This window comes from Xanthomonas sp. LF07-6, from assembly GCF_034105445.1.
GTDB lineage: Bacteria > Pseudomonadota > Gammaproteobacteria > Xanthomonadales > Xanthomonadaceae > Xanthomonas_A > Xanthomonas_A sontii.
On the sequence record NZ_JAXGGI010000001.1, the window covers coordinates 507,217 to 523,961 of the forward strand.

The following is a 16,745-nucleotide window of genomic DNA, read 5'->3' on the forward strand; positions in this document are numbered from 1 at the left end:
ACGTCCCGGCCCTGCTTGACTGACTGATCGACCCCGCACCGGCGCAGCACGCGCCGGTTCGGGCACCGGAACTCAGAAGCCCAGGCGATAGCGCAGCGACACCGCGCGGTCGTCGCCGCGCGGGCCGAAGCGCTGGTCGTAACCCAGCCCCAGCAACGCCCCATTCCAGCGCGTCTGCAGGCTGGCGCCGAACAGGCCGCCGGAGCGCGCCGGCTGCAGGTCCACCAGCGGCGCCCACGCGTTCACGCCGACGAAGCTGGCCTGCCGGTCCAGCCCCTGCGCGGCCAGCGTCTGCTGCCACTCGGCATAGCCCTGCAGCGACCAGCCGCGCCCGCCGAATCCGCCGCGCAGGCCGGCCAACGCCTGGCTGCGCGAGGAACTGGCGGCACCGGCCATCAGCCCGAAGCCATCGCCGCCCTGTTCGCGGAAGCCATCGCTGTCGATGCGGCTGTAGTCGGCGCCGGCATACGGGGTCAGCCACGCCGGGCCGCGCCCGAGCCGATAGCCGACCTCCACGCTGGAGGACAGGAAGCGACCGGCATAACGGCTGGAGGCGTCGGCGACGGTGTCGCCGAGCAGCAGGCTGCGGTCGAGCTGGCGCTGGTACTGGCCGCTGCCCAGTTGCGCCAGCGCGTACGCATTGCCCGCCATCGCGCCGAGATAGGCCTGGCCCTGCACCTGGCGGTTGCGGCTGCGGTCCAGGCTGCCGGCGTCGCTGGCGCGGCTCTCGCCGAAGGCGAAGCCGGCCACCGCGTGCTCGCCCAGACGCAGGTCCTGGCCCATCAGCCAGCCATCGAGCTGGAACTGGCTGCCGGCGAAGCTGCCCTGCCCGGTCTCGCCCAGGCGCTGACTCCAGGCGCCGACCGCGCGCGGCTGGTCGAGCAGCGTATCGAAGCGGCTGGACAGCGCGCGCCGCTGCAGATCCATCGTGTCGAAGGTCATCGCGGTGGCCGCGGCATGCGCCTCGCCGGACAGGCTGCGCAGCGTTGCCGACGCCGCCGCCACGCTCGGCGACTGCTGCACCGCGCCGGCCGCCTTGAGCAGGGCGCCATCGACCGTGGCCGGGTCGTGGCTCAGCTGCGTGTTGAGCTGCGCGAACGCCGCGTCCACGCGCGTCGCCGAGGCCAGCGTAGCGGCGGTGATGTTGCCGAAGCTGGCCGCGGCCGCGGTGACGCTCAGCGACTGCACGGTGATCGAGGCGCTGGTGGCGTCGTAGGACAGCGACGAGGTCAGGAACACGTTCGACGGCGTGGTCACCGAGGCGAAGGTGCCGGTGAGCCCGCCGTTGGCCTGCAGCACCGTGTACGCGGTGTTGTTGACCACGTAGTCGCGCTTGCCGAGCACGTACAGCGAACCGCCCTGCAGGGTGGCGCTGCCGCCGACCGAGAGCTTGTCGCCGACCAGCAGCGCCAGGCGGCCGTTGCTGCTCTGCACGTAGTTGCCGCTCAGGCTCAGCGTGGCCGCACCGACCTGAAAGGTGCCGGCATTGGCGACGCTGCCGCCGAGCGCGCCGGCGCCGACGAAGGTGGCGCCATTGCTGATCGCCACGTTCGAGCTGCCCAGGCTGGCCGCGCTGAGCGTGCCGCCCTGCACCTGGGTGTCGCCGCTGTAGGTGTTCTGGGTGCCGCTGAGATTCAGCGTGCCGCTGCCCTGCTTGATCAGCCCGCCGCTGCCGGCGATGTTGTTGGCCCAGGTCGAATTGCCGGTGAATCCCACCGTCACGTCACCCCAGTCGAAGCGGCCCGGTCCCTGCACCGCCTTGCCGACGTTGAGCAGGCCGTAGCCGAAGGTCGCGTCCACGCCGGGCGTGCCCAGGTCGGTGGCGGTGCCGAGCAGGGTCTGCCGGACCAGGTCGTTGGTGAAGTACGGGAAGGCCTGCCAGACCAGCGCCGCCGCACCGGACACCAGCGGCGCCGCGAACGAGGTGCCGCTGCCGTAGTAGTAGTCGGGGTTGCTGGTGGAGGTGGTCGCCTTGGGATCGACGAACACCTCGGTGCCGGGCGCGACCAGGCAGTAGCGCATCGCCGCGCCGCAGGCGTTGGAGTACGAGGCCAGTTGCGTGCCGGTGCTCGAATCGGTTGCCGCCACCACCAGCCAGCCGCGCTCCAGGTCCGCCGCCGGCAGGGTGCCGTTGGGGCCGGCCTTGCTGGGCAGCGAAGCGATGTCCGAGGGCGTGGACTTGGATTCGTTGCCGGCGGCGAACACCACCAGGCCACCGTTGCCGAGCACGAACGGGCGGTACTCGGCGGCGATGGCATTGGTCGAGTTCAGGTCGGTCCAGTAGATGCCGCCCCACGAGTTGTTCATCACCTTGACGCCGGCATTGATCAGGTCCTGGTGCACCTGGGTCAGGCCCAGTCCGCCGCTGACCTGGTTGCCGCTGCCGCTGCCGTCGTCCTTGGGCGGCGTATCGGAAATGATGCGCGCGGACACGATCTGCGCGCCCGGCGCGATGCCGCCCGGCCACTGCCCGACCGACTTGCCTGCCGCCAGCTGCGCCACGGTGGTGCCGTGGCCGTCGACGTCGTCGACCTTGGTGTTGTTCTGGCTCGGATCGACGTAGATCAGGTTCGACACCACCCGCCCGGCCAGGGCCGGATGGTTGCGGTTGACGCCGGTGTCGACCACGCCGATGCGGTAACCGCTGCCGTCGTAGCCGGCGTTGTGCGCGGCCAGCGTATTGGTCAGGGTCAGGTGCGCGTCGAACGCCGGCTGGGGCGGCGGCGGCGAGGTCGGAGGTGGCGACGTCGGCGGCGGCGGCGGAGGCGGCGGTGGTGGGGGCGGAGGCGGCGAGGTCGGTGGCGGGCTGCCATGGGTCAGATTGCCGCCACCGCCACCGCCGCCACCGCACGAGGTGAGCGCAACCGCTACCGCGGCCGCCAGCAGCGACCGTGCCATCAATGCCCGCATGTTCTTCCCCTCAAATGTCGTCTGCCGGCCATACGGCCGGTGTTGCCCACGTTAGCGGCCGCCTACGACGGCGCTGAACTACGTCAAATCTACACGGGAATGCAAACCATAGGACTGGCCCGGCAGTGGACGCAATTGGCAGAACCCGCGCCGCGGCCGATAATCGGCACACCACTTTCGTAAGGGTTTGCCATGACCGAGATCGTCATCGCCGCGGCCAAGCGCACCGCCATCGGCGCGTTCCTGGGCCAGTTCAACGGCGTGCCCACGCCGACGCTGGGCGCCGCGGCCATCCGCGCCGCGCTGGAGCAGTCCGGCATCCCCGCCGCCGACGTTTCCGAAGTCATCATGGGCTGCGTGCTGCCGGCCAACCTCGGCCAGGCCCCGGCGCGCCAGGCCGCGCGCGCGGCCGGCGTGCCCGACGCCACCGGCGCCACCACCATCAACAAGGTCTGCGGCTCGGGCATGAAGGCGGTGATGCTCGGACACGACCTGATCAAGGCCGGTTCGGCCAGCATCGTCGTCGCCGGCGGCATGGAGTCGATGAGCAACGCGCCGCACCTGCTGCCGAACTCGCGTACCGGCAACCGCTACGGCAACTTCCAGGCGGTCGACCACATGGCCTGGGACGGCCTGACCAATCCCGACGACGGTCAGGCGATGGGCGTGTTCGGCGAGGCCACCGCGGAGAAGTTCGGCTTCAGCCGCCAGGACCAGGACGCGTTCGCGATCGAATCGGTGAACCGCGCGCAGGCCGCGCAGCGCGATGGCGCCTTCTCCGACGAGATCGTCCCGGTCGCCGTGGCCACCCGCAAGGGCGAGGTACGGGTCGACAGCGACGAGCAGCCGGGCAAGTCCGACGTGACCAAGATCCCGGCGCTGAAGCCGGCGTTCAAGAAGGACGGCACGGTCACCGCGGCCAGCTCCTCGAGCATCTCCGACGGCGCCGCCGCGCTGGTGCTGCTGGGCGCCGACGAGGCCGCCCGCCGCGGCGTCGCGCCGCTGGCGCGAATCGTCGGCCATGCGACCTTCTCGCAGGCGCCGGAATGGTTCACCACCGCGCCGGTGGGCGCGATCCGCAAGCTGCTTGACCAGGTCGGCTGGAGCCTGGACGACGTCGACCTGTTCGAGATCAACGAAGCCTTCGCCGTGGTGGCGATGGTGCCGATCAAGGAACTGGGCCTGGAACACGCCAAGGTCAACGTCCATGGCGGCGCCTGCGCGCTCGGCCATCCGATCGGCGCCTCCGGTGCGCGGCTGCTGGTGACATTGCTAAATGCGTTGCGCAGCCGTGGCGGCCGCCGCGGAATCGCGACGCTGTGCATCGGCGGTGGCGAAGCGACAGCGGTCGCCATCGAATTGATTTGATTGGGATTAACCCCTGAAACACAAAAATGAATGCGCGTGCGCTTGACAGCCGACTTTGGCTTGTCATCATGTTGAGGGCGCGCATTCGCGCGTTGCCTAACTAAACGACGAGGATAGACACAATGAGCATCAACAAGCTGCTGATCGCAATGGCCCTGGGCCTGGCCCTGGCCGCGTGCTCGAAGCAGGAGCAGGCCCAGGACGCCGCCGCTTCGGCTAACGAAGCCGCCACCGACGCGCAGGCTGCTGCCGACCAGTCGGCTGCCGCCGGCGCCCCGACCGCCGACGCCGCTCAGGCCGCTGCCGACACCGCCGCGACCGCCGCTAACACCGCTGCCGACGCTTCGGCCGCTGCCGCCGCTGCCCCGACCGATGCCGCTGCCGACAAGGCTGCCGACACCGCCAAGGCTGCGGAAGACACCGCCGACAAGGCGAAGGACGCTGCTCAGGAAGCCAAGAAGTAATCACTTCTTGCTTTTTGCAGTCCTGAAAGAGCCGCTGGTCCGCCAGCGGCTTTTTCTTTGCCTGGCGTTTGCCGGGCAGCACGGCAACGGCGCCACCAGCGTGCCGGCACAGCGTGTTCCCGGAGGGCGGCGTGGCAACGCATGCATGTTCGCCTCGCGCGACTGCCGCATCGTCGTTTGCCGCTGACATCACCTCGCAAGCGTGCGTCCCCGCACGCAGGATTTTTCCGCGCCATCGCATCGTCACCGCATTGCGCACCTGCAAGCGCGACGCATGACCCGCACGACACGCCGCACCGCCGACCGCGGCGAGCAATGCGGTCGATGCGCACCGCTGCCACGCGCCATGCACGTGCGTCGCGTACGCGCCGACGCCGCACATCCGCATGGCCCGCATGCGACGGCAGCCGCGCGCATCGCAGTGCCTGGCTCCCACCCCACGGCGCCTCCCCCACCAGCGACAGCGCCTTCCTGAACACTGCCCCGCGCCACCGCTTCGCCTTGACGCAGGCTGCATGCGCGTCCGCCTAGGCTGCGCCGCGTCACCCACCCGTGGACGGAGAAGCCGCATGAACAAGACCCCGATCGTGGCGCTGCTGGGCGCCCTCGCACTGGCCGGCTGCCAGGGTCCCGAATCGCAGCAGGCACAACGCGACGCCAAGGTCGCTGCCGAACAGACCGGCGAAGCGGCCAAGGAAGCCGCCGGCCAGGTCGCGCAGGCCGGGCGCGAGGTCGCCGCCGACGCGCGCGATGCCGCGCACCGTGCGGCCAACTCCGATGCCGTCAAGGATGCCTCGGCCGCAGCCAAGGAGATGGCGGCCGATGCCAGCGAGGCCACGGCGAATGCGGCGCAGAAAGTCGCCGACAAGGCACGCGAGAACGCCAACGAAGATCCGCACAACGGCGACCGCGAGCAGCATTGAGTCATTGGCCGTCCCCGTGCATGCGGGGGCGGCCTCTGCCGCGCAGCGCGTGCCGCGCGCTGTGCCGGCAAGGCGTCTTTTGTGACGCCGGTCCAAGGCGTTCGCGGCGTCACAGTAGACTTTTGCGATGCCGATTCTCCAACGTGTGCGGGCCAGGACCCGTCTAGCCCTGCTGTTCTCCGCCGCGGTCTTCGTGCTGATCGGCGCCGGCGTGTTCTACGGCGCGCAACGCGCGATCTCCGACGCCGCACGCGTCGCGCATACCCACGAAGTGCTGCGCAACATCGACGAGGTGCAATCCACCTTGCTGATGACCGAATCCTCGTTGCGCGGCTACGAGTTGACCGACAACCAGGCCTATCTGAGCCTCTACTACGACAGCGCCGAACGCGTGCCGCGGCAACTGGCGCAGCTGCGCAAGCTGGTCGCCGACAATCCCGTGCAGATCGCCAATGTGCAGATGCTGCAGCAACTGGTGAACACGCGACTGGTGCAGATGCGGCAGATGCTGGCGGTGTACCAGCGCGACGGTCTGGAAGCGCTGCAGCGGGCGATGGCGCCCAGCGTGTACCAGAGTTCCAGCGCGGTCCGCGATCAGGTACAGCAGATGACCGACGTGGAACTGCAGCTGCTGCAGAGCCGCGACACCTCCAACCAGCGCAGCGCCGACATGTTGCTGGCGCTGGCCCTGGCCGGCATTCCGTTCGGCCTGGGCAGCGTCGGCGTGGTGTACGCGCTGCTGCTGCGCGAACTGCGCAACCGCAGCAACGCCGAGCAGGCCGCCTCGGTCGCCAACGAGAAGATGGAAGCCAGCATCACCGAGCTGGAGCGCACCAGTGCCGACCTCAACGCGCTCAGCCGCTATACCGGACTGCTGCAGAGTTGCGTGGAGCCGGCCGAGGCACTGACCGTGACCGCACGCCTGCTCGCCGCGCTGATGCCCGACACCGGCGGCAGCGTCTACCTGCTGCGCGCCTCGCGCGACCGCGCCGAGGAAATCGTCAGTTGGGGCCAGCCGCCGGTCGGCAGCGAGCCGGCGGTGGCGCCGCAGGACTGCTGGGCCTTGCGCCGCGACAAGAGCCATTTCGTGCATGCGCAGGGCCACGACTCGGCCTGCGCGCATCTGCGCGAGGATCCCTACGCCGCCGGTGCCAGCACCGCCTGCATCCCGCTGTCCGCGCAGGGCACGCAATTGGGCTTCGTGTTCCTGGCCGGGCGCGGCACCGGTCCGCTGCCGCGCATCGCCATCGCCGAGGCCGCCGCCGAGCAGCTGTCGCTGGCGTTGAGCAACCTGCGCCTGCGCGAGTCGCTGCGTCTGCAGTCGATCCGCGACCCGCTCACCGGCCTGTTCAACCGGCGCTACCTGGAAGAATCGCTCAACCACGAACTGGCCCGCTGCGGACGCCGGCAGATGCCGCTGTCGCTGCTGATGCTGGACGTGGACCACTTCAAGCAGTTCAACGACCTGCACGGCCATGGCGGCGGCGACGCCCTGCTGGCCGCGGTCGGGCAGATGCTGTCGACGCGGCTGCGCGGCGAGGACATCGCCTGCCGCTACGGCGGCGAGGAGTTCACGGTGATCCTGCCGGAGACAGGGCCGGAACAGGCGCAGGCCATCGCCGAGCAGATCCGCAGCGCTGCCCAGCAATTGAGCGCGACCGTGGGAGGCAAGGCGCTGCCGGCGGTGACCATGTCGATCGGCGTGGCCAGCTATGCGCGCGACGGCGTGGTCGCCACCACCCTGCTGCGCAAGGCCGATGCGGCGCTGTACCGGGCCAAGCGCTGCGGCCGCAACCAGGTGCAGGCCTACGACCCGACGCTGGACGGCATGGGCTGAACCGGCGGCGGTCGCAGTCGGGCCGCCGTTTTGAAGAAAGCGTCACAAAACCGACGCGATAGAGCGGCGATAGTCGCGCTTCCCCCGACTGGAGACGACAGCCCATGTCCATCTGGAAAGACCAGGGTCCTGCGCGCAAGGATGGCCTGCCGCCCGTTCCCGGCAATGGCGCGTTACCGCCGGAGCCGCGCCCGCCGGGCGATGCCGCCCCGGGCGAACCGCTCGCCGCGGTCGCCGCCGCCGCCCCTGCCGCCCGCGCCCCTGCGCCGGCACCCGCCGCGAAGGAATCGCTGATCGCCGCCGACATCAGTATCGAGGGCAAGATCGAGGGCACCGGCCACATCCGCATCGCCGGCAAGTTCAAGGGCGACGTCAACGTGCAGGGCGACCTCACCATCGAGACCGGCGCCAAGCTCAGCGGCGGCGTGCGCGCCGACAAGGTGGTGATCGCCGGCGAGCTGGAAGGCAACATCGAATCGGCCTCGCGGGTGGAGCTGCTTGCGTCCGGCGCGCTGATCGGCGACGTCAAGGCCGGCTCGCTGACCGTGGCCGCCGGCTCGCGCATGCGCGGCCAGGCCGACTTCGGCTGGGACGACGACAAACATGCCCGCAAGGGCGGCAAGCCCGCGGAGTCCGACGCCGGCGCATGAGCAGCCCGCGTCCCGGCAGTCCGGGGGCGACCCGGACCTGCCCGCACTGCAAGGCCACCATTCTCGAGAGCGCCAGCGTCTGCCCGGCGTGCAAGCACCACCTGCGCTTCGATTCGGCGGTGCTGCAGCAGTCGGCGCCATCGGCGCTGGTGCCACTGCGGGTGGAAGGGAGCATCCGCCACCCGGCCGACGGCAGCGCCTGGGAGTACACCGTGTTGGTGAGCATCCGCAACGGCCGCGGCGAGGAAATCAAGCGCCAACTGGTCGGCGTCGGCGCCATGCTCGACGGCGAGGAGCGCAGTTTCACGCTGTCGGTCGAGGCGACGCCGGTGCGGGGTGGGAAGCGCGGAAAGCACTAGCGTCTGTGGCGCTGGGATTGGGGATTGGGGATTCGTAAGAGCCTAGCCCCTCTCCCACCGGGAGAGGGGTTGGGGTGAGGGTATGATCGTTCGCCGCCTGTGACCACCGCACTTGCTGCATGGCGACGCTGGCTGCCATACCCTCATCCGCCCCTTCGGGGCACCTTCTCCCGAAGGGAGAAGGAGGCGCCGCTGGTCCGCTTTCTACCCGGCGCGGCGCGATAGGCCGCCATGCACGCCCATGGCATCGCAGACGCTTAGCCCCTCTCCCACCGGGAGAGGGGTTGGGGTGAGGGTACGGCCGCGCGTCGCCGGTGATCGCTGCACTTGCTGCCTGACTAGGCTGGCAGCCGTACCCTCATCCGCCCCTTCGGGGCACCTTCTCCCGGAGGGAGAAGGAAGTGCCGGCCCGCTTTTCCACATGTCGAGGGCGCGCTGGCCTTCATACCGCAGCTCATGGCATTGCAGAAGCTGAGCCCCTCTCCCGTCGGGAGAGGGGTTGGGGTGAGGGTACGGTCGCGCGACGCCGGTGATCGCTGCACTTGCTGCCTGACTAGGCTGGCAGCCGTACCCTCATCCGCCCCTTCGGGGCACCTTCCCCCAAAAAGGGGGCCGTGGTCCCGGAGGGAGAAGGAAGTGCCGGCCCACTCATTTCCCACTTGGCGACGGCGCGGTGCGTCGGCATGCCACACGCCTACGGCAACGCACGCATCAGCAGTTCCTCGACCGGCACACCCGGCTCCAGCGTGCCGAACGCCAGGCCATGCGCGCCGGCCAGTCGGCTTTGCACGAACACAGTGGCGGCCGGACTGCCGCTGCGCAGCAGGAGCGCGGCCTGCAAGGCCAGCGCGACGCGTTCGGCCAGGCGCCGTGCGCTGTACTCGTCCACTTCGGCGTTGCCGGACAGCGACGCGCGCAGTGCGTCCAGCGCCGCGTCATAGGCCCGGTCGCTGCCGGCCGCGGTCTGCAGCTCCGCCAGGACCGAGGCCGCGCTGGCCGGCTCGCGCGCCAGCGCACGCAGCACGTCCAGGCACTGGATGTTGCCGCTCCCCTCCCAGATCGAATTCAGCGGCGCCTGCCGGTACAGCCGCGGCAGGATCGACTCCTCGACGTAGCCGGCGCCGCCCAGGCATTCCTGCGCCTCGTTAACGAAGGCCGGCGCGCGCCTGCACAGCCAATACTTGCCCAGCGCGGTGGCGATGCGCGCGAATGCGGCCTCGGCGGCATCGGTGTCGGCCGCGTCCACTGCGCGGGCCACGCGCAGCGCGAACGCGGTGGCGGCTTCCGATTCCAGGGCCAGATCGGCCAGCACGTTGCGCATCAGCGGCTGCTCGACCAGGCGCTTGCCGAACGCGATGCGATGCCGCGCGTGGTGCAGCGCCTGGGCGAGCGCCATGCGCATCTGCGCGGCGGCGGCGAGCATGCAGTCGAGCCGGGTCAGCATCACCATGCCGATGATCCGCGCCACGCCACGCCCTTCCTCGCCGACGCGCTGCGCCCAGGCACCGGCGAACTCGACTTCGCTGGACGCGTTGGACCAGTCGCCCAGCTTGTCCTTCAGCCGCATCAGCCGCAGCGCGTTGAGCTGCCCATCGGGCAGGCGCCGTGGCAGCAGGAAGCAGGTCAGGCCGCCCGGCGCCTGCGCCAGCACCAGGAAGCCGTCGGACATCGGTGCGGAGAAGAACCACTTGTGCCCGACCAGACTGTACGCGCCGGCGCCGTCCAGCGGCGTGGCGACGGTGGCGTTGCGGCGCACGTCCGAGCCGCCCTGCTTCTCGGTCATGCCCATGCCCAGGGTGATGCCGGCCTTGTCGGCGATCGGCACATCGCGCGGGTCGTAGTGCGGTGCGGCGGCCTTGTCGGCCCACTCACGCAAGGCCGGGTCCTGGCGCAACACCGCGACCGCAGCATGGGTCATGGTCAGCGGGCAACTGGTGCCGGCTTCGGCCTGGTGGTGCAGGTAGCTCAGCGCCGCGCGCGCCACATGCGCGCCCGGCTGCGGGCTGTGCCAGGACAGCCCGGCCACGCCATGGCGCTTGGCCGCGTCCAGCAACTGGTGATAGGCCGGGTGAAACTCGACCGTGTCGATGCGGTGGCCGTAGCGATCGTGCGTGCGCAGCCGCGGACGGTCGCGGTTGGCGTCGAAGCCAAGCCGATATAGCGCATCGCCGGCCAGCACGCCGTACTGCGCCAGCGTCGCCGCGAAGCCGTCCGCGCCCTCGCGTGCGCAGGCCTCACGCAGCGCCGCGTCGTCGGCCCAAAGATCGCGCGGTTCGAACGGTGGCGGCTGATTGTCGACCGTATGCGTGGCGAACGCCGGCAGGTCCGTGTGCATGCATCTCCCTCCCAGAAGCGCTGCACGCATTGTGGCCGATCCGTCGCGTCGCCGCGAACGCGCGGGGCGGATTCTCATCTCCTGCACACCGGCTTGGACACAGTGGCGCCTATGCCGAATGCCGCTTCCCAGGACCTGGTGGTGCTGCGCCCGGAAGGGCTGTACTGCCCCGCCGGCGATTTCCATATCGATCCCTGGCGGCCGGTGCCGCGCGCGGTCATCACCCACGGCCACGGCGACCACGCGCGCTCGGGCATGGGCGAATACCACTGCGCCGCCGCCGGCCTGCCCATCCTGCGCTGGCGGCTGGGCGAGCAGGCCTATCGGGCCTACGATTACGGCACCCGCTTCACGCTCGGCCGCGCGCAGGTGTCGCTGCATCCGGCCGGGCACGTGCTCGGCTCGGCGCAGGTACGCATCGAAGTGGATGGCGAGGTCTGGGTCGCCTCGGGCGACTACAAGCGCCAGCCGGATCCGACCTGCGCGCCGTTCGAGGTGGTGCGTTGCGACACCTTCATCACCGAGGCCACCTTCGCCCTGCCGGTGTACCGCTGGCCGGACACCAGCGCGGTGGCGCGCGAGATCGTCGCCTGGCGCCGCGAATGCGGCGCGCGCGGCGAGGCCGCGGTGCTGTTCTGCTACGCATTGGGCAAGGCGCAGCGCGTGCTCGCCGAATTGCAGCCGTGGGACGACCAGCCGGCGCTGCTGCACGGCGCGGTGGCGGCCGGCGTGGCGGTGTATCGCGAGGCCGGCGTGGCGATGCTGGACACGCGCACCGTGTCCGAACTGGACAAGCGCGCCGACTACGCCGGGCAGTTGGTGCTGGCGCCGCCGTCGGCCGCCGGCAGCCCGTGGCTGCGCCGCTTCCGCCATGCGCAACTCGGCTTCGCCTCGGGCTGGATGCGGCTGCGCGGCAACCGCCGCCGGCGCAACTACGACCGCGGCTTCGTGGTCTCCGACCATGCCGACTGGCCCGATCTGCTGCGCACCATCGACGAGACCGGCGCGCGGCGCGTGATTGCGACCCACGGCAACACCGACGCGATCATCCGCGCGCTCAACGAACGCGGTGTCGCCGCCGAGGCGTTCCGTACCGACTATGGTGGCGAGGAATGAAGCGCTTCGCCGCGCTGTACCGGCAACTGGACCAGAGCACCGCGACGCTGGACAAGCGCGCCGCACTGGTGGCGTATTTCGAGCAGGCGCCGCCCGCCGACGCGGCCTGGGCGATCTGGCTGCTCAGCGGCGGCAAACTGCGGCGCATCGCCAACACCCGCGAACTGCGCGAATGGATCGCACAGGAAAGCGGCCTGCCCGGCTGGCTGGTGGACGACAGCTACGACCACGTCGGCGATCTGGCCGAGACCCTGACCCTGCTGCTCGACGATCCGGCGGAAACCCCGGACCCGGCACCGCTGCGCGACTGGATCGAGGAGCGCCTGCTGCCGGTGGCCGCACAGGACGACACCGCACGCCGCGCCGCGGTGGTGGCCGGCTGGCGCAGCCTGGCCTTCGACGAGCGCCTGCTGTTCAACAAGCTGCTGACCGGCGCGCTGCGCGTGGGCGTGTCGCAGCGACTGGTGCAGCAAGCCTTGGCAGCGATGTCCGGGATCGACATCGCACGCATCGCCCAGCGCATGCTCGGCGCCTGGTCGCCGACGCCGCAGGCGCTGGAGCAGTTGCTGTCCGACGAGGTGCTGCCCAGCGACCGCCAGCAGCCCTACCCGTTCTTCCTCGCCTCGCCGCTGGAAGCCGAAGTCGCCACGCTCGGCGCTCTCGACGATTGGCTGCTGGAGTGGAAATGGGACGGCATCCGCCTGCAGCTGATCCGCCGCGACGGCGAAGTGGCGCTGTGGTCGCGTGGCGAGGAACGCCTGGACGGGCGCTTCCCGGAGATCGAGGCGGCCGCGGCGACGCTGCCGCGCGATGCGGTGATCGATGGCGAGCTGCTGGTCTGGCGCGAAGGCGAGCCCGCGCCGCTGCCGTTCACCGCACTGCAGACCCGCATCCAGCGACGCAAGCCTGGTGCCAAGACCCTGGCCGATACGCCGGCGCGGGTGCTCGCCTATGACCTGCTGGAACTGGACGGCCAGGACCTGCGCGAGCAGCCGCTGCAGCAGCGCCGCGCGCAGTTGCAAACGTTGCTGGAGGCGCACGCCGATCCGCGCCTCACGCTGTCGCCGCAGGTGCAGGCCGCGACGTGGGAGCAGGCGGCGGCGCTGCGCGAGGATTCGCGCGTGCAAGGCGTGGAAGGGCTGATGCTCAAGCGTGCGACGTCGCCCTACCAGTCCGGCCGCCGCCGTGGCGACTGGTGGAAGTGGAAGGTGGCGCCACTGACCATCGACGCGGTACTGCTGTACGCGCAGGCTGGTCACGGCCGGCGCAGCACGCTGTACACCGACTACACCTTCGGCCTGTGGGACGGCGAGCAACTGGTGCCGGTGGCCAAGGCCTACTCGGGCCTGGACGACAGCGAGATCCTGGCGCTGGACCGCTGGATCCGCGCGCACACCACCGAGCGCTTCGGCCCGGTGCGCGCGGTGACGCCGTATCACGTGTTCGAGCTCGGTTTCGAGGCGGTGAATCGCAGCAGCCGGCACAAGTCCGGCATCGCCGTGCGCTTCCCGCGCATCCTGCGCTGGCGCCACGACAAGCCGTTCGCCGAGGCCGACCGCTTGACCACGCTGCAGGCGCTGGCGCGATGAGCGCAACCGCGGCGCGGCGGCGCCCGGCCGATGCGCCGCTGCACGCCTGGTTCGCGCAGCAGGGCTGGCAACCGCTGCCGTTCCAGCGCGCGCTGTGGCGGCAGTACCTGGACGGCGGCTCCGGGCTGCTGCACACGCCCACCGGCAGCGGCAAGACCCTGGCTGCGTTCGGCGGCCCGTTGTTGGAGGGTCTGCGTGCGCAGGCCGCGGCGCAGGCGGCCGCCGCCAAACAGAAGCCCGCCCGTGGCAACGGCGCCAGCGCGACTGCCAAGACCGTCGCGCCGCCGCGCACGCGCCGGCAGGCGCAGCGCGACCTCAAGGTGCTGTGGATCACCCCGTTGCGCGCGCTCGCCGCCGACACGGTACGCGCGCTGCGCGAACCGGCGCAGGCGCTGGGCCTGGACTGGCAGATCGGCCTGCGCACCGGCGACACCAGCGCCCGCGACAAGCGCCTGGCGCGCAGCGGCAAGCTCGACGTGCTGGTGACCACGCCCGAATCGCTGGCACTGCTGCTGTCCTATCCCGACACCGCGCCGCAACTGGCGACGCTGCGCTGCGTGATCGTCGACGAGTGGCACGAGCTGCTCGGCAACAAGCGCGGTGTGCTGCTGCAGCTGTGCCTGGCGCGGCTGCGCGGCTGGGCGCCGACGCTGCGCACCTGGGGCCTGTCGGCCACGCTCGGCAACCTGGACGAAGCGCGCGACGTGCTGCTGCCGCACCTGCCGCAGGCGCCGATCGTGGCCGGGGTCAAGCCGCGCACCCTGACCCTGGAGACGCTGGCACCCGCGGTCGGCGAGCGCTTTCCCTGGGCCGGGCACCTGGGCCTGGCGCAATTGCCACGGGTGCTGGAAAAACTCTTCGCGGTGCGCACCAGCCTGCTGTTCACCAACACCCGCGCGCAGGCCGAGCTGTGGCATCAGGCGCTGACCTCGGTGTGGCCGGAAGAAGCGCACACCCTGGCGCTGCACCACGGCTCGCTGGACCCAGCGCTGCGCAGCGCGGCCGAGCAGGGCCTGCGCGACGGCAGCCTGCGCTGCGTGGTGGCGACCTCCAGCCTGGACCTGGGCGTGGATTTCCCCGCCGTCGATCAGGTGCTGCAGATCGGCAGCCCCAAGGGCGTGGCGCGGCTGCTGCAGCGTGCCGGCCGCGCCAAGCACCGCCCCGGCGAGGCCGGCCACGTGTTGTGCGTGCCCTCGCACGCGCTGGAACTGGTCGAGTACGCCGCGGCGCGCCGCGCCATCGCCCATGGCCGCATCGAATCGCGGCCCTCGCCGCGGCTGTCGCTGGACGTGCTGGCGCAGCACTGCATCACCTGCGCACTGGGCGGCGGCTTCGCTGCCGACGCGCTGTACGCCGAAGTGCGCGGCACCGCCGCCTTCGCCATGCTGGATGCGCCGACCTGGCAGGCGGTGCTGGAGTTCGTCGTGCAGGGCGGACGCGCGCTGGCGCAGTATCCGGACTACCGCAAGGTGGTGCTGGACGCGGACGGCCGGTACCGCGTGCACGACCGCCGCATCGCCCTGCGTCATCGCCTGTCGATCGGCACCATCACCAGCGATGGCAGCGTCGCGGTGCGCTTCCTGCGCGGCGGCCGGCTCGGCGCGGTGGAGGAGCAGTTCGTCGGCCGTCTGCGCCGCGGCGATCGCTTCCAGTTCGCCGGGCGCCTGCTGGAACTGGTGCGACTGGAGGACATGACCGCCTACGTGCGTCTGGCCAAGGGCGGCGACGGCAGCGTGCCGAAGTGGATGGGCGGGCGCATGCCGCTGTCTTCGGAACTGGGCCGCGAGGTGGAAGCGGTGTTCGCCGATCCGCGTGGCGAGGCCGAACTGCGCGCGCTGGCGCCGCTGCTCGGCCTGCAGCGCGCGCTGTCGGCTCTGCCGGCACCGCAGCGGCTGCTGGCCGAGCGCGTGCGCGCCCGCGACGGCCAGCACCTGTTCGTGTATCCGTTCGCCGGCCGCCAGGTGCACGAAGGCCTGGCCGCGTTGCTGGCGCTGCGCTGGGGCCGACGGCAGCGCAATACCTTCAGCTTCGCCGCCAACGACTATGGCTTCGTGCTGTCGCCGGCGGAGGACGCGCCGATCGATGCGGCGCTGCTGCGCGAACTGCTGAGTCCGGCGCAGTTGTTCGAGGATCTGCGCGAGAGCCTCAACCTCGGCGAACTGGCGCGCCGCCAGTTCCGCGAGATCGCCCGCGTCGCCGGCCTGTTGCCGCCCAGCCTGCCCGGCCGCCTGCCGCGCAGCCTGCGCCAGCTGCAGGCCTCCAGCGGCCTGCTGTACGACGTGCTGAGCCGCTTCGATCCCGAGCACTTGCTGCTGGCGCAGGCCGAGCGCGAGGTGCTGCAGGGCGAGATGGAACTGACCAGGCTCGCCGCCACCCTGGACGATTGCGCCGCGCGCGAGCTGGCGCTGCACAGCCCGCGCAGCCTTACCCCGCTGGCGTTCCCGCTGTGGGCCGAGAGCATCCGCGGCCAGCTCAGCACCGAGGACTGGAAGGCACGGGTGATGCGCGCGGCGGCGCAACTGGAGCAGCGCAATGCGCGCTGAACTGGACTGGCTGCTGGCCGGGGAACCGATGCGCCTGCTCGGCGACCGCGCGCTGTACTGGCCGGCGCGGCGACGGCTGCTGATCGCCGACCTGCACCTGGGCAAGGCCGACGTCTTCCGCCGCGCCGGCATCGGCCTGCCGCGCGGCGGCACCGCGCTCGACCTGGCGCGGCTGTCGGCCCTGCTGCAGGCGCAGGACGCGGCGGAACTGTGGATCCTCGGCGACGTGCTGCACGGCGCCGCACCCGATGCCGACTGGCAACGCCAGTGGCATGCCTGGCGCGCGCAGCATCCGCAACTGCGCGTGGCGGCGATCACCGGCAACCATGACCGCGCCCTGGCCGGCGCTGGGCTGGACATCGCGCCGCTTGGCACGCAGGTGGAAGACGGCCCGTTCGTGTTGCGTCACGATCCGGTGACGGATGCGCAGCGCCATGTGCTGTGCGGACATTTGCACCCGCTGGCCAAACTGCCGGGCCTTCGCCCGCGCTGGCCGGCGTTCTGGCTGCGCGACGGCATGACCGTGCTGCCGGCGTTCTCGCACTTCACCGCCGGCGTCGCCCCGGTCCTGGCGCCGGGCGAGCGCCTGGTCGCCTGCGTCGAAGGCGCGGCCTTCGCCCTTCCAGTGGCGACGGCGTAGATCGGGCGGGG

The 16,745-nt window shown here is 71.1% G+C and carries 12 protein-coding genes; 10 read left to right on the forward strand and 2 right to left on the reverse strand.

Features of this window, described 5'->3' with window-relative positions:
• Nucleotides 1-72 precede the first annotated feature (72 nt).
• Nucleotides 73-2,898 carry an autotransporter serine protease gene (locus SLW56_RS02085; protein ID WP_295968394.1) on the reverse strand — a complete coding sequence of 942 codons (2,826 nt, stop codon included), beginning with the start codon at nucleotides 2,896-2,898 and terminating at the stop codon, nucleotides 73-75.
• Nucleotides 2,899-3,102: 204 nt separating this feature from the next.
• On the opposite strand from SLW56_RS02085, the gene SLW56_RS02090 reads away from it, so the two are divergent.
• From SLW56_RS02090 to SLW56_RS02115, 6 genes are all read left to right on the forward strand, one after another.
• Nucleotides 3,103-4,278, forward strand: a complete 1,176-nt coding sequence (locus SLW56_RS02090; RefSeq protein WP_320694285.1) for a thiolase family protein — start codon at nucleotides 3,103-3,105, stop codon at nucleotides 4,276-4,278.
• A gap of 122 nt (nucleotides 4,279-4,400) precedes the next feature.
• A complete protein-coding gene (locus SLW56_RS02095; RefSeq protein WP_048490955.1) occupies nucleotides 4,401-4,742 on the forward strand; it encodes a hypothetical protein in 342 nt (113 codons plus the stop codon).
• A 569-nt stretch (nucleotides 4,743-5,311) separates the two neighbouring features.
• Complete coding sequence (locus SLW56_RS02100; protein WP_017908416.1) at nucleotides 5,312-5,665, forward strand: hypothetical protein; 354 nt, start codon at nucleotides 5,312-5,314, stop codon at nucleotides 5,663-5,665.
• Nucleotides 5,666-5,792: 127 nt separating this feature from the next.
• The gene (locus SLW56_RS02105; RefSeq protein WP_295908476.1) at nucleotides 5,793-7,502 is read left to right on the forward strand and encodes a diguanylate cyclase; all 1,710 of its coding nucleotides are present in this window, start codon (nucleotides 5,793-5,795) and stop codon (nucleotides 7,500-7,502) included.
• A 104-nt stretch (nucleotides 7,503-7,606) separates the two neighbouring features.
• On the forward strand, nucleotides 7,607-8,152 hold the full coding sequence (locus SLW56_RS02110; RefSeq protein ID WP_152246412.1) for a polymer-forming cytoskeletal protein: 546 nt from the start codon (nucleotides 7,607-7,609) through the stop codon (nucleotides 8,150-8,152).
• Complete coding sequence (locus tag SLW56_RS02115) at nucleotides 8,149-8,511, forward strand: hypothetical protein (RefSeq protein WP_017916930.1); 363 nt, start codon at nucleotides 8,149-8,151, stop codon at nucleotides 8,509-8,511. Before SLW56_RS02110 ends, SLW56_RS02115 begins: the two co-directional genes overlap by 4 nt.
• A 694-nt stretch (nucleotides 8,512-9,205) precedes the next feature.
• Here SLW56_RS02115 and SLW56_RS02120 read toward each other — a convergent pair.
• Complete coding sequence (locus tag SLW56_RS02120; RefSeq protein ID WP_267085126.1) at nucleotides 9,206-10,846, reverse strand: acyl-CoA dehydrogenase family protein; 1,641 nt, start codon at nucleotides 10,844-10,846, stop codon at nucleotides 9,206-9,208.
• A 111-nt stretch (nucleotides 10,847-10,957) separates the two neighbouring features.
• Here SLW56_RS02120 and SLW56_RS02125 point away from each other — a divergent pair, with 111 nt between their 5' ends.
• From SLW56_RS02125 to pdeM, 4 genes are read left to right on the forward strand one after another with little or no spacing between them, the layout of a single operon-like run.
• Nucleotides 10,958-11,962 carry a ligase-associated DNA damage response exonuclease gene (locus SLW56_RS02125; RefSeq protein ID WP_010342292.1) on the forward strand — a complete coding sequence of 335 codons (1,005 nt, stop codon included), beginning with the start codon at nucleotides 10,958-10,960 and terminating at the stop codon, nucleotides 11,960-11,962.
• On the forward strand, nucleotides 11,959-13,551 hold the full coding sequence (locus SLW56_RS02130; protein WP_320694286.1) for an ATP-dependent DNA ligase: 1,593 nt from the start codon (nucleotides 11,959-11,961) through the stop codon (nucleotides 13,549-13,551). The genes SLW56_RS02125 and SLW56_RS02130 overlap by 4 nt, the downstream gene beginning before the upstream one ends.
• Nucleotides 13,548-16,094 carry a ligase-associated DNA damage response DEXH box helicase gene (locus SLW56_RS02135; protein WP_152181259.1) on the forward strand — a complete coding sequence of 849 codons (2,547 nt, stop codon included), beginning with the start codon at nucleotides 13,548-13,550 and terminating at the stop codon, nucleotides 16,092-16,094. The genes SLW56_RS02130 and SLW56_RS02135 overlap by 4 nt, the downstream gene beginning before the upstream one ends.
• Entirely contained in the window at nucleotides 16,084-16,734 is a 651-nt protein-coding gene (gene pdeM, locus SLW56_RS02140; protein ID WP_152181258.1) for a ligase-associated DNA damage response endonuclease PdeM, read from the forward strand. The genes SLW56_RS02135 and pdeM overlap by 11 nt, the downstream gene beginning before the upstream one ends.
• Nucleotides 16,735-16,745: the final 11 nt, after the last annotated feature.